We start from the raw sequence: 11,905 nt of genomic DNA, 5'->3' as shown, positions 1-11,905 counted from the left end.
GTAACTTGGAAAGAAATGAAGAGAAAAGATGACTGGTAGCAATTTAGGAACGTAATATCAGTGATAAATCACCAACTACTGATCACGCACCAGTCATTCCTCGCGATCGATTACCCATTACCGAACGACCCATTGCCTACGCGAAGGGATTCGCAAACAATAGCACCAGGGCAATAACCAACCCGTAGATGGTGAGGGACTCCATAAACGCCAGAGTCAGCAGCAATGTACCCCGAATCTTTCCTTCTGCTTCGGGTTGACGGGCAATCCCTTCAACGGCAGAGCCAGAAGCATTTCCCTGACCAATACCAGGACCGATTGCTGCCAAACCAATTGCCAGAGCAGCAGCCAGAACAGAAGCAGCAGAAACTAATGGATCCATGATGATTTTCCCTTATCAATGAACAGAACAAACGGACAAAAAAACCGAGTTAATTCAGCCTTGAATTTTGAATGAGTCACTAAACCACCCAAAATTCAAATCTAACCACTCAAAACCTCTGAGGATCAATCAATGTTCCCCATGTTCTTCTCCATGACCTTCCAGCGCCTCATGGATGTATGCACCTGCCAGAGTTGCAAATACTAGCGCCTGAATTGCACTGGTAAACAACCCCAGTAACATCACAGGTAATGGCACAAACAGAGGCACTAGAAGAACCAGCACCGCTACCACCAGTTCATCCGCCAGAATGTTTCCAAACAGACGGAAGCTGAGGGATAGGGGTTTGGTGAAGTCTTCCAGAATCGCGATCGGCAACAGGACGGGCGTTGGCTGAACATACTTCGCAAAGTAGCCTAGCCCTTTCTTACTGAAACCAGCATAAAAATATGCCAGTGAAACCAGTAGTGCCAGTGCCACCGTCGTATTGATGTCATTGGTGGGAGCAGCCAGTTCACCTTCCGGCAGTTTAATTAGCTTCCAGGGAACCAGAGCGCCGGACCAGTTTGAGACAAAAATGAACAAGAACAATGTGCCGATGAATGGCAACCAGGGGCGATAATCTTTCTCGCCAAGCTGGCTTCGAGCAATATCCCGAACAAATTCCAGCGCGTACTCCATCAGGTTTTGCATCCCTGAAGGGACCCGCTGAACTTTGCGAGTTGCCAGGAATGAAGCAATCAGCAAAATCCCAATCACGATCCAGGAAACAAGAAAGACCTGCCCGTGAAGTTTAAGACCGCCAATTTGCCAGTAGAAGTGGTGACCAACCTCCAGACTGGCAAGCGGAAGCATAGGAGTAGTCAAAAAACTTAGCATTGGACTCCGAGTGGTTTCCCCAAACGGTTAAGGAGTTATAAGTTCTGGCATCACCTGCTAACGGGAGTCAGATGGCATCAGACTGCGGAACATATAAACGAGGAGCGTTCCCTTATAGGTCAAAAATCCCAAAAAAACCGGCATCACATGTAGCTGATTCCACTGGGTTGCAACTATAATCAGCCCAATAAAAATCGCAAGATGGGACTTGCCGACTTGCCTTTGATCTTGACCGAGGCGCTCAACGTTTCTAGCCAACACTTTCAAGTAAACCACACCTGTGCACGCTCCTAATAAATAATTCAGAGCGACGTTGAGTGAGTAGAAAATCCAGACAGAGATGAAGATCACCCCTGTTAATGCCACCGTGATCAGCAGTAATTCCTGCTGGAGTTGGTAAAACTCTTTCATCGAGGCATTGGGTTCTGCTGGAGGAGAACTGGACTGGGATGGCTCACTCATTAGAGGTGTAAATTTAGAAAGCGCAAGGCTAACGATCCTCAGCAAACACCGCCGGAACTCAAGGATTGAATCCCAACTTTTGGTGGATGTGTTTCAGACCATGACAGATCATATCACGCAGGGAGTAATAATACTTAACGTAAACCTGGGGTCAAAATAATCAGTCGTTGAGCCAGCAAAGCTCTGACATGCGAGAGATCTAAGGAACTCTCTACCAAAATATCCCGGATAGGTTTTCGACCTGAATTTGTATCGCAAGCTTGCAGAAACTGAAAGGTTGCTTCAGATAGCGTTACAAGTTGATAGTTTTCGTCGAGTACGGTGGTGGAGGGCCAACCGCTGAGGCAGGGGTTCCGCTCTGGAATCGCATTCAGCAGGTTCTCGTCCGCTGACCAGTCAGTGCGGGGGAGTGGGGGTCGGCTCAAGAAAAATTCGTAGTGGGTGATGGCTTCTGAATTCAGCAATTCAATCAAGCGGTAACGCTGGCGATCGCTCAGCCCCTTTGCCCGTTCCATCAGTTCCGGTGATTGCCCTAATAGGGGTTCCAGTTCCCAGGAACGGGGATTGGAAAAGCCCAAAAAGTCCAAACCAGAGGCTTCAATCAATTCAAATAAGGTGTCGATCGTATAGTCGATCTCCTGAGGATGGACATACATATCGGCAAAGCACTCATCCCGGTGATTTTCCAGCGCCCAGCGCTCCTGCTCGCGCTTCACCAAGCGGTTATTTTCCGGTAGGGTTGCAAAAATTTGCCGCCCCACCCTGACCCCATCGGTATAGTCACCCCGCTGGTTGCCCTGGAGGAGGGCGATCGCCTCCTGCATCAACTTAACTTCCCAGCGTCCCAACTCAGCGTAGACAAAAATATGGAGTAGCCCCCCTGGTGCCAGCTTAGTCGCCAGTGCTTGAATCCCGCGAATCGGGTCTGGCGTGTGGTGCAGTACACCCACACAGTTAATCAAATCAAACTCACCTGGAAGCTGCTCCACATCAAACAGGCTGAGGTGATGAAATTCCACCCGGTCAGCCCCTGATCGACGGCAGCGCTCCTGGGCAACCGCCAAGGCTCCTGCACTCAAATCAATGCCAACCACCTGTGCCTGGGGGTTAAGGTGAACCAGGTATTCTGTCCCCACCCCAGTCCCGCAGCCTGCATCCAGAATCCGAATATCCTGCCTGGAGGGTGTCTGTCCCGTACAAAAGCTGTAGGCAGTGACCCAGTTCCAGCGCCAGTTGTAGCCTGGAGGTGGTTCATCCAGTAACGGCTCTGGCGGGAATGGATAGGTATCGTAGAGTTTGGCAACAGCCACACTAACGGCTTGGGAGTCGGGCATAAGGGGGATTGGGGGAAGGGGTACAGGTTATAGGGTATAGGGTACAGGGTTAGGGGGGAGGGGGGGAAGGGGAGGAGAGGGAGGGAGAGGTTTTTAGTTATTGGTTGTTAGTCATTGGTCATTGGTTATTTGGTCATTAGTCTTTACAGATGACAAAGGACAAAGAACTCCATTCTCCAACTTTCAACTCTCAACTTTTCAACTTTCAACTCCCTACTGAGCAAACTGAATCTGATCTCCCCCATCAGAGTACTGTCGATCGCAAATTCCCTCGACTAGAGTGGGATTGTATTTGATTCCGCGATCGTCACTACCCATGCATCTGAGATTTTCGCAAGACTTGACTATCCTGCTACAACGGTTATCAGAAAAACCCTTGACTCTTCAAGATATTTTGGCGGAAACCTCGGAGCGTGGATTTAGCCTTGCCATTGGTTTGTTGGCGCTACCCTTCCTGTTGCCCATGCCACCCGGACTGGCAGGACCGATGGGGTTTGGCTGTCTGATTCTGGCAGTTGAGATGGCAGCGGGGCGCAAAACTCCCTGGCTACCTAAGCAAGTCGCCCAGCTTCGGTTTCCCAACTGGTTAGTGCTAAATTTGCTTACCCTCCTGCAACGGTTGACTCGAATTCTGGAAAAAATTGCCCGCCCCAGACTGCGCTGGCTGGCAGAAAGCCATCACATCTGGCAACTAAATGGCATCTGTATTGCCTGGTTGGCATTTCTGCTGATGCTGCCCATCCCCTTTACCAATCCCATTCCAACGGTTGGCATCCTGCTGCTGGCAGTTGCCACCCTGGAAGGGGATGGGCTGTTAATGTGCGTTTCTTATGGCATGACGATCGCCATAACTCTACTGGTCATTGGTATCGCCTACGCCGTCTGGCTTTCACCTTCGCTGATTCAGAATTTGTTGTAACTTCAGCCCCAAGACACCATTACAATCCCCAAGACACCATTACAATAATGGCGAACCCACTTCTGGTTGAAATGGTTCTACCTCATCTGTGCGAGGAATCGATCCATGTTTTCTCCAAAAACTTGCCCGTACCCACTGCCAGACTTGGGCTTAGTCGGCTCCCGACCAGGCTTGCGCGCGGCTGCTCAGTTTCTATGGATGGCGGCAGCCTTGGTTACCCTTTCAAGCTGTGGGTTATTGTCCAAAGGTGCGGCAAACGTACAACAGGCAGGGGCAGCCCGGAACCAGGGACCAGTCCCTGTAGATGTCGCCGTTGCCAAAACGGCTGCCCTGAGTCAGGTGAGAGAATACACTGGCACTACCCAACCCCTGCGCGAAGTTTCCCTCCGTGCCCAAATTGAAGGGCAGGTGTTGCGCCTGAATGTAGATGTGGGCGATCGCATCAGTCAGGGACAAACGCTAGTTCAAATCGATGATGCCATCCTGCGGGCAGTGGTTGCCAATGCGGAAGCGGAACTGGCTGTTCGCCAGTCAGAAGTGGCTCGTCTGAAGACCCAGGTAAGCGAAGCAAAAACACGGGTCGAGCAGGCAAGGCTACAACTCCAACAGTCAGAAGCAGATGCCGCCCGCCTGGAAGGGTTGGCACAGGATGGGGCATCGAGTCAGCAACGGGCAGAGCAGGCGCGGACGGAAGCCAGGACAGCGGCTCAGTTGTTGAGATCGACCCAGGAGCAGGTTCGGAACCAGCAGGAATCGATTGTGGCTGCCGAGCGTCGGGTTCTGGCGCAACGGGCACTGGTTAGTCAGGCACAGGAACGACGTTCCTATGCGGTTGTCAATTCTCCCCTTAGCGGAGCGGTCATTGCTCGGACAACTGAAATTGGAAATTTGGTGCAGCCCGGTACAGAGCTGTTGAAATTGGGGGACTTCACCAGGGCGAAAGTCACGGTTCAGGTCTCCGAATTAGAGTTGGCAAAGGTGCGGTTGGGCGGTCGAGCACAGGTGCGGCTCGATGCCTTGCCGAATCAGAAATTGGTTGGAACTGTCACCCGTGTGTCGCCTGCGGCTGACCCCACCTCTCGGCTGGTGCCGATTGAGGTAACCATTCCCAACCCTACGGGAAAAATTGGTAGTGGATTGCTGGCACGGGTCAGTTTTGAGCAGCAGAGTATAGCGAATATCGTGGTGCCTTTGACTGCGCTCCAGGAAGACCGGGCGCAGAAAAGCCAAAAACCCAGACCCGCAGACTCCCCCAACTCAGCGAGCCAGGGCAAACCACTCAAGCAAGAGGGGCTTTTGTTTGTGGTCAATGCCAAGAGTGAGCCGCCTACGGTGATTTCGCGATCGGTGAAGCTGGGCAATCAAGGGGATGGCAGAGTCGAAATTCTCTCTGGATTAAAGCCCGGTGAACGATTTGTCGTTCGTACCGGCAAGCCGCTTAAGGATGGAGAACCGATTAAGCAGAGTATTTTGTCAGAGCAGTAATCCAAGCGAGGGGCTATCCGCTGGACTCAAGCAATGCGATCGGGAACCATTCAAGCTTTTTCAACCATCCTATTAGCCTTCAGCCGTTCTTTGCTACATCCACTCAACGGCTGCAAGCTGTAGGGTTCCTAAACCCAGCTCTTTAGGGGAAAGAGAGTGGGCTTCAAACAGTGCCATCATGTCTCGGAATTGAGGATTGCCACGATTAGCTCCAGTCAGCCCTCTGGCAATAATTAAGCCGCAACAACCTTTAGTTTTCTTGCAGCGCTGATCCCACTTTTTGCGGGCAGCGACATGAACCGGGTCGGTTTCGCCGAACTCACCAAACAGATGTAATTCTCCATTTCCGGTTTGAAATAATCCCAGATCGTAGCGATCGCCCTCAAATGGGTCTTCCCCTGGGTTAAAGCAGATCGACTGAAGCCCACCAGCATCTTTGATTTCCTGGATCAGCGTTTTTGCCTTAGGTCTGGAAGTCTGAATCATGACCACCGGCAACCCATCTCCGGCAGCAGTCACCTCTTGGGGCTGATGGTATTCTGTCCCAGAACGGAGAACCTCCAGCATATCCCAGGGCACAACCCCCAGGCTGAGAAATGAGTTTTCGGGCACCAGATCATCCCGCACCATCGGAAAACTAGGACTATCCTCCTCAGGATCTGCCAGATCGAACAGTTCCGCCGCCAGGTCAGGCATTGTAGACACCTTCACTGAAACTTGGGAACTCGCCTTGGTTTCGTCCTCTGCCTCCTGGTTTTCTGGTACGGAAATCCGATAGCGGCTGTTAACAGAGGGAAACTCATCTTTTTCAAATTTCTGACGATGCTGACGCATAAAGCGATGTAGGGCTTCAAGTGCCACCAAAACAACGGCAGCTTCTTCTTCATAGAGGAAAGACCGTAACCCTTCCAGGGGATGCAGATTGCCAAAAACAGGCTCAATCGCAGAAATCGGCAGGGTTGAGAGATTAACTTCCTCTCCCGATTCCTCATCCAGATTCTCAAACGTAATAAACAGACAATCCTGCCCCAAAAAGGCTTCTTCCATCTGGTCAAAGGAGTCGTTGGCAAGTACCCGCTGGCGGAAACGACGCAGAGAGTCGAGAGAGCGATAGAGCAGAATGCCATACTCCATCCCCAACATCCCCATAATTGAAGCGTAGAGGGTTGTCACGTCCCATTGATTGATTTCAATCGCAATAATTTGGTGGTCTGCCAGAACATCCCAGGGAGCTACCTGCCAAATTTCCAGGGCTTTTGCTTGCAATGGATCGGCAAAGTCAGGAGGGAGTTGGGGGGGACGAGTACTGATGGCATCCTGCAAGCCCCGAAAAATCTCGTCAATCAAGGGCAAGTCAGGGACATAATCCATTACAATGTCGAGGTCTTGCAACACTCCCCGTAGAAAAAACAAAATTTCCCGATCGCGCACCACAATTTTTTGAGGACGCGCTGGAGTACCTGGATTGTGGGGATGCTCCATTGCCCGTAGCAGCGTGCGGACAACGGTTTCTGGTCCAGTATCAGGTGACACCACATCCATTGCCCGCACCATTCCCATGGAACCATCAACCCAGAGAATGCAATCTCCATGAGCCGGGGAACCCCCTGGAGCCATATCCAACCATTCTCCACTAGCCTGCACCTCTGCCGCCAACGGACGGCGATCGCCCTCCCAGACACTTGGATGTTGGGGTAGCTGCTGGAGGCGACGACGGGTAGAACGATTAAGCGGAGTCATAGGTACCTGAGGCGACAAATCAAGACGGACAAAACCAGGTGTTTAATGGCTAATCATTAAGGTTTAGATATTCATCTTAAACATTAATTCTGGTTAGACTGCTTCCATTCAGACACGGGATATTAAGGAGAATTACCTGGTAGGTGGTAGGACTCCACTCCTCCACCCTCTTTCCGATGCGTGTCGTGATCTATCCTTGATAGTATGAATAGACCTGCAAAAATCAAAACGATATAGGCAAGGAGTTGTAATATCTCATGACTCAAGTTGCTCAGTCCTCCCAACGAGGCATTCAGATGTCTGATACTGCCTTGAAACATGTTCTCATGCTGCGGGAAAAGCAAGGACAAGATCTTTGTTTGCGGGTTGGTGTCAAAGGTGGCGGTTGCTCCGGCATGTCTTACACCATGAACTTTGAGAACCCTGACAATATTCAGGAAACCGATGAAGTTTACGATTATGGCGGGTTCAAAGTGGTGTGTGACCCCAAAAGTATGCTCTATCTTTATGGGTTGGTGTTGGATTACAGTGATGCCCTCATTGGTGGTGGGTTCCAGTTTACAAATCCCAATGCCGCTCAAACCTGTGGCTGTGGCAAATCTTTCTCAGCCTAGGGCACTCACGACTGACCACTCATTACTTAGCTATGACTCAAACTGTTGAAGCCCTTTTTGATGAAGGAATTGAGCGTTATAAAGCAGGAGAAAAACCTGAGACGTTAATTCCAATCTTTAAGGAAGTGTGCGATCGCTCCCGTAAAAGCAGTTCTTCCTGGACCTGTCTGGCTTGGCTGTACTTGCTAGCAGGAAAGCCTAGCCAGGCCTATGAAGCTGCTCACAAAGCCGTTAAGCTCAACCCTCAAGATCCGCAAGCACGGATCAACCTGGTTCTGGCAATGCTGGATACCTCCAAAAAGGGGGTGCGTGAGCATATAGAAGTTGCGCAACAGCTCATCATGGCAATTTCCGATTTACGAGAGGAAATCTCCCAGAATATTGAAGATGGTCTGACCCGTAAACCGGACTGGAAGAGCCTGCAACGGGTCAAGGAGTGGTTATTTGAAGCTTAGAATCCTTGAAGCTTAGAATCCTTGAAGCTTAGAGTCCTTGTATTTTTGGAAGATCCATGTCCACTGAACAATTGCTTACACTTGCACGCTGGTCAGGCTATTTCACCCTGTTTTGCGGTGCCCTGGCTGGGTTGGGCTGGATCTTGAAATGGGGCATCCGGTTTCGTCTGATTGGAGCTACAGGCTTTATGGGCGTTCTGACGGGCGGGCTATTTGCCCTAAGTCTGGGGCTTTATAGCCGTCCCGATGTTCCTGGTGCAGTCCATTACTCGCGAGTGTTTGATACCGGGTCAACCCAGATTGTGATCACGGTGCCACCTACCATTACTGAATCAGAACTTAAAGCTACCTTGCTTCAGGCAGCCTCCAAACTCTTCTCTCCAGGGCGCATGTCGCAGGGAGAGGAGTTCATGACAATTCGTGCCAGGACGGTTCTCCATCCAGAGCCTGGTACTAGTCAACCCCTTTATCTGGGGCAGGTTAAGCGCTCCCTTCTCAGCCGTGAAGATAATACCCCCATCGTGGAAGTTTTTCCCGATAAGCTAGCGCAATTGCCTAAGTTGGAACTGGATGGGGAGTGAGGTGTGAGGTGGTAACTTCTATGACTTCTCTTCAGTCTCTCGCCGTTGCTCCTGCCCAAGTGATGCGTGGCAGGGGAGTCATCGCTCAGGTGGGGGGGGCGATCGCCCGTCTGGGTAGCCGCCCTCTCGTGATTGGCGGTGACAGAACCGTGGCATTGGTCAAGCCCCAACTTCAGCCAGTTTTGGAAACGAATCTTTCACCCTGCTGGGCATCCTACAGTCCCGATTGCAGTGAAACGAGTTTAGCTGCTTTGCAAAAAGCCGTGGAAAGCCACCCGGCGGATCTGGTCATTGGGGTTGGGGGCGGTAAGGCAATGGATATAGCCAAGCTGGTTGCGTTTCAGAACCAGTTGCCGGTTGTCACCATTCCGACCTCTGCCGCGACCTGTGCTGCCTGGACTGCCCTTTCAAACGTCTATACGGATCAGGGAGCCTTTCTCTACGATGTGGCACTGGCACGCTGTCCTGATCTGCTGGTTTTGGACTATGACTTAGTCCAAACGGCTCCTCACCGTATGCTGGTTGCGGGGATTGGTGATGCGATCGCCAAGTGGTATGAAGCATCGGTTAGCAGCGGACATTCCCAGCAAACGTTGATTATTGCAGCGGTTCAGCAAGCTAGAGTCCTGCGCGATATTTTGTTTCAAAAGTCATTGGTTGCGCTTCAGGAACCGGGCGGAGCAGACTGGCAGGAAGTGGTGGATGCCACCGTCTTAATGGCAGGGGTGATCGGGGGCATTGGGGGCGCTCAATGCCGTACAGTGGCTGCCCATGCAGTTCATAACGGTTTAACCCATTTACCTGCCTGCCATGACAGGTTGCATGGTGAAAAGGTTGCGTTTGGCATTTTGGTGCAGTTGCGTTTAGAAGAAATTGTTCAGGGCAACCAGCTTGTAGCCACTGCCCGCCAGCAGTTGCTCAAGTTTTACACTCAGATCGGGCTACCTCAAACCCTGAGTGACCTGGGTTTGGGAGAAACTTCCCTGGTGGCATTGCAACAAGCGGCTGAAATTGCCTGCAATGCCAATTCTGACATTCACCGTTTGCCCTTCAAAGTAGATCCCTCCCAACTCCTGGCGGCAATGGTATCGACCACGGCTCCTGTGAATGAAAAGAGCTTTGAGTTTACAGGCATGGGTTCTGAGCTAGAGGATAGGTGTTCTACGCCAACTGCACCAATTGCTCAAGATCCAACACTTAAACCCCATCACTCTTTCAATCGTGAGGTTACAGAATGAGCCTGGACTGGATCAGCCCTGCCGATCGCGTGCGTTCCTTACCCCCCTATGTCTTTGCCCGATTAGACGAACTGAAACTCCGTGCCAGAGAGCAGGGACTAGATTTGATTGACCTCGGCATGGGCAATCCGGATGGTGCCACGCCTCAGCCGGTTGTAGATGCGGCGATCGCGGCAATTCAGGACTCAACCAATCATGGTTACCCCCCGTTTGAAGGCACGGCAAGTTTCCGTCGCACCATTACCCAGTGGTACAACCGGCGCTATGACGTGGAGTTAGATCCTGACGGTGAAGCCCTACCGTTGTTAGGTTCTAAGGAAGGATTGACCCACCTGGCACTGGCCTATGTCAACCCTGGCGATGTGGTGCTGGTTCCCAGTCCCGCCTATCCTGCCCACTTTCGGGGTCCTCTGATTGCTGGTGGACAGATTCACAGCCTCATGCTCAAGCCTGAAAATGACTGGCTCATTGATCTGGCAGCCATTCCTGACTCCGTAGCAGAACAGGCAAAGATCTTGTACTTCAACTACCCCAGCAATCCCACGGCAGCAACCGCACCCCGCGAGTTTTTTGAAGAAATTGTCGCTTTTGCCCATCGTTACGAAATTCTGCTGGTGCATGACCTGTGCTACGCAGAGCTGGCATTTGATGGTTACCAGCCAACCAGTCTGCTGGAAATTCCGGGAGGGAAGGAGATTGGCGTTGAATTTCACACAATGTCGAAGACTTACAACATGGCAGGCTGGCGAGTCGGTTTTGTGGTTGGCAATCGCCACATTATCCAGGGACTCCGGACGCTCAAAACGAACCTCGACTATGGGATTTTTAGAGCACTGCAAACCGCTGCGGAAACTGCCCTGCAATTGCCGGATGTGTATCTCCATGAAGTGCAGGCGCGTTATCGCACTCGTCGGGATTTCTTAATCGACGGCTTGGCAGAGTTGGGCTGGGATGTTCCCAAGACCAAAGCCACGATGTACCTCTGGGTGCCCTGCCCACCAGGGATTGGCTCCACAGACTTTGCCTTATCGGTATTACAGCAGACGGGAGTTGTTGTTACGCCTGGAAATGCTTTTGGCGCAGGGGGCGAAGGCTATGTGCGGATTAGCTTAATTGCGGATTGCGATCGCCTGGGAGAGGCACTCAATCGGTTTAAGCAAGCGGGTATCTTCTACCCATCGAACGTTTTGGTGTCTAACCCTGATTGATTAAGGTTCAGAATCGAATCACTCACTCAAATGCTCCAATAGCAGGAAGCACAAAATCTGGAAAAAAGCCACAGTGAAGATGTGATGAGACTTGAACCATACACATCACCAGGAGGTCTTAAAATGACCAATATTCAAGAGCAAGGACAAATCCAGGATACCCCGCAAACTGTCACACCACAAAACACGCTGCAAACGACAGAAATAGAATCCACATCAGTTATGGCAGATACCCCACAGGAACCACCTCAACAGGAGGATGTGCGAGTCGAAGAATTTAAGATCAGTGGCGATGCCCTGGTTGCAAAGATCAAAGAATTGATCCATCAAGGCAACATTCGTCGAATCATCCTCAAAACCGAAGACGGCAATACGTTGATTGAAATTCCCATGACGGTTGGCGTTGTGGGTGGCGTCTTGAGTGCTGCCGTGTTCCCAGTGATTGCTGCCATTGGAGTGATTGGAGCGATGGTTGCCCATATCACAGTGGTAATTGAAAAGAAAGTCTAAGATTCAAAGTCACTGACTTGACTATAAGTTTCTACCAAGAATCCCAGAACCTTTAAGGTTCTGGGATTCTGAATCTGTTTACTTCAGTACCATTTCTA

General features: G+C 51.1%; 13 protein-coding genes. 8 read left to right on the top strand and 5 right to left on the bottom strand.

All coding sequences use genetic code 11. The features are described from left to right. Positions 1–136 precede the first annotated feature (136 nt). From atpE to AC1S52_RS22940, 4 genes are all read right to left on the bottom strand, one after another. Positions 137–382, bottom strand: coding sequence for an ATP synthase F0 subunit C (gene atpE / locus AC1S52_RS22955; RefSeq protein WP_482031370.1), 246 nt, complete (start codon positions 380–382; stop codon positions 137–139). 129 nt (positions 383–511) lie between these two features. After that, entirely contained in the window at positions 512–1,237 is a 726-nt protein-coding gene (atpB, locus tag AC1S52_RS22950) for a F0F1 ATP synthase subunit A (RefSeq protein ID WP_482031369.1), read from the bottom strand. Positions 1,238–1,318: 81 nt separating this feature from the next. After that, positions 1,319–1,723 (bottom strand): ATP synthase subunit I, encoded by a 405-nt coding sequence (locus AC1S52_RS22945; protein WP_482031368.1) that lies wholly within the window; start codon positions 1,721–1,723, stop codon positions 1,319–1,321. A gap of 134 nt (positions 1,724–1,857) precedes the next feature. Then, positions 1,858–3,057 carry a class I SAM-dependent methyltransferase gene (locus AC1S52_RS22940; protein WP_482031367.1) on the bottom strand — a complete coding sequence of 400 codons (1,200 nt, stop codon included), beginning with the start codon at positions 3,055–3,057 and terminating at the stop codon, positions 1,858–1,860. A gap of 280 nt (positions 3,058–3,337) precedes the next feature. On the opposite strand from AC1S52_RS22940, the gene AC1S52_RS22935 reads away from it, so the two are divergent. Both AC1S52_RS22935 and AC1S52_RS22930 read left to right on the top strand, forming a co-directional pair. Then, positions 3,338–3,976, top strand: coding sequence for an exopolysaccharide biosynthesis protein (locus AC1S52_RS22935; protein WP_482031366.1), 639 nt, complete (start codon positions 3,338–3,340; stop codon positions 3,974–3,976). 105 nt (positions 3,977–4,081) lie between these two features. Further along, a complete protein-coding gene (locus AC1S52_RS22930) occupies positions 4,082–5,461 on the top strand; it encodes an efflux RND transporter periplasmic adaptor subunit (RefSeq protein ID WP_482031365.1) in 1,380 nt (459 codons plus the stop codon). Between the two features lie 93 nt (positions 5,462–5,554). Here AC1S52_RS22930 and AC1S52_RS22925 read toward each other — a convergent pair whose 3' ends face one another. Next, positions 5,555–7,201 (bottom strand): DUF6930 domain-containing protein, encoded by a 1,647-nt coding sequence (locus tag AC1S52_RS22925; RefSeq protein WP_482031364.1) that lies wholly within the window; start codon positions 7,199–7,201, stop codon positions 5,555–5,557. A gap of 257 nt (positions 7,202–7,458) precedes the next feature. On the opposite strand from AC1S52_RS22925, the gene AC1S52_RS22920 reads away from it, so the two are divergent. The 6 genes from AC1S52_RS22920 (at position 7,459) to AC1S52_RS22895 (ending at position 11,807) form a co-directional block, all read left to right on the top strand. After that, the gene (locus AC1S52_RS22920) at positions 7,459–7,815 is read left to right on the top strand and encodes a HesB/IscA family protein (RefSeq protein WP_482031363.1); all 357 of its coding nucleotides are present in this window, start codon (positions 7,459–7,461) and stop codon (positions 7,813–7,815) included. A 32-nt stretch (positions 7,816–7,847) separates the two neighbouring features. Then, the gene (locus AC1S52_RS22915) at positions 7,848–8,270 is read left to right on the top strand and encodes a tetratricopeptide repeat protein (protein WP_482031362.1); all 423 of its coding nucleotides are present in this window, start codon (positions 7,848–7,850) and stop codon (positions 8,268–8,270) included. 56 nt (positions 8,271–8,326) lie between these two features. Then, entirely contained in the window at positions 8,327–8,851 is a 525-nt protein-coding gene (locus tag AC1S52_RS22910; RefSeq protein ID WP_482031361.1) for a DUF2518 family protein, read from the top strand. Positions 8,852–8,871: 20 nt separating this feature from the next. Beyond that, positions 8,872–10,089 (top strand): iron-containing alcohol dehydrogenase, encoded by a 1,218-nt coding sequence (locus AC1S52_RS22905; RefSeq protein WP_482031360.1) that lies wholly within the window; start codon positions 8,872–8,874, stop codon positions 10,087–10,089. Continuing rightward, positions 10,086–11,297, top strand: a complete 1,212-nt coding sequence (locus AC1S52_RS22900) for an aspartate aminotransferase (protein WP_482031359.1) — start codon at positions 10,086–10,088, stop codon at positions 11,295–11,297. Before AC1S52_RS22905 ends, AC1S52_RS22900 begins: the two co-directional genes overlap by 4 nt. A gap of 123 nt (positions 11,298–11,420) precedes the next feature. Further along, positions 11,421–11,807 carry a DUF4342 domain-containing protein gene (locus AC1S52_RS22895; RefSeq protein WP_482031358.1) on the top strand — a complete coding sequence of 129 codons (387 nt, stop codon included), beginning with the start codon at positions 11,421–11,423 and terminating at the stop codon, positions 11,805–11,807. Positions 11,808–11,905: the final 98 nt, after the last annotated feature.

The sequence above is a fragment of the Kovacikia sp. CALU 1929 genome (genome assembly GCF_056784235.1).
The sequence above is the reverse complement of the archived record's forward strand: the minus strand, read 5'-3'. Positions and strand labels throughout refer to the sequence as shown.

Bases quoted from the DNA above. Each gene is read 5' to 3' on its own strand.
- AC1S52_RS22910 (WP_482031361.1), top strand. From the start codon at position 8,327: ATGTCCACTGAACAATTGCTTACACTTGCACGCTGGTCAGGCTATTTC.
- AC1S52_RS22895 (WP_482031358.1), top strand. From the start codon at position 11,421: ATGACCAATATTCAAGAGCAAGGACAAATCCAGGATACCCCGCAAACT.
- AC1S52_RS22925 (WP_482031364.1), bottom strand. From the start codon at position 7,201: ATGACTCCGCTTAATCGTTCTACCCGTCGTCGCCTCCAGCAGCTACCC.
- AC1S52_RS22920 (WP_482031363.1), top strand. From the start codon at position 7,459: ATGACTCAAGTTGCTCAGTCCTCCCAACGAGGCATTCAGATGTCTGAT.
- atpE (WP_482031370.1), bottom strand. From the start codon at position 382: ATGGATCCATTAGTTTCTGCTGCTTCTGTTCTGGCTGCTGCTCTGGCA.
- AC1S52_RS22915 (WP_482031362.1), top strand. From the start codon at position 7,848: ATGACTCAAACTGTTGAAGCCCTTTTTGATGAAGGAATTGAGCGTTAT.
- atpB (WP_482031369.1), bottom strand. From the start codon at position 1,237: ATGCTTCCGCTTGCCAGTCTGGAGGTTGGTCACCACTTCTACTGGCAA.
- AC1S52_RS22905 (WP_482031360.1), top strand. From the start codon at position 8,872: ATGACTTCTCTTCAGTCTCTCGCCGTTGCTCCTGCCCAAGTGATGCGT.
- AC1S52_RS22945 (WP_482031368.1), bottom strand. From the start codon at position 1,723: ATGAGTGAGCCATCCCAGTCCAGTTCTCCTCCAGCAGAACCCAATGCC.
- AC1S52_RS22900 (WP_482031359.1), top strand. From the start codon at position 10,086: ATGAGCCTGGACTGGATCAGCCCTGCCGATCGCGTGCGTTCCTTACCC.
- AC1S52_RS22930 (WP_482031365.1), top strand. From the start codon at position 4,082: ATGTTTTCTCCAAAAACTTGCCCGTACCCACTGCCAGACTTGGGCTTA.
- AC1S52_RS22940 (WP_482031367.1), bottom strand. From the start codon at position 3,057: ATGCCCGACTCCCAAGCCGTTAGTGTGGCTGTTGCCAAACTCTACGAT.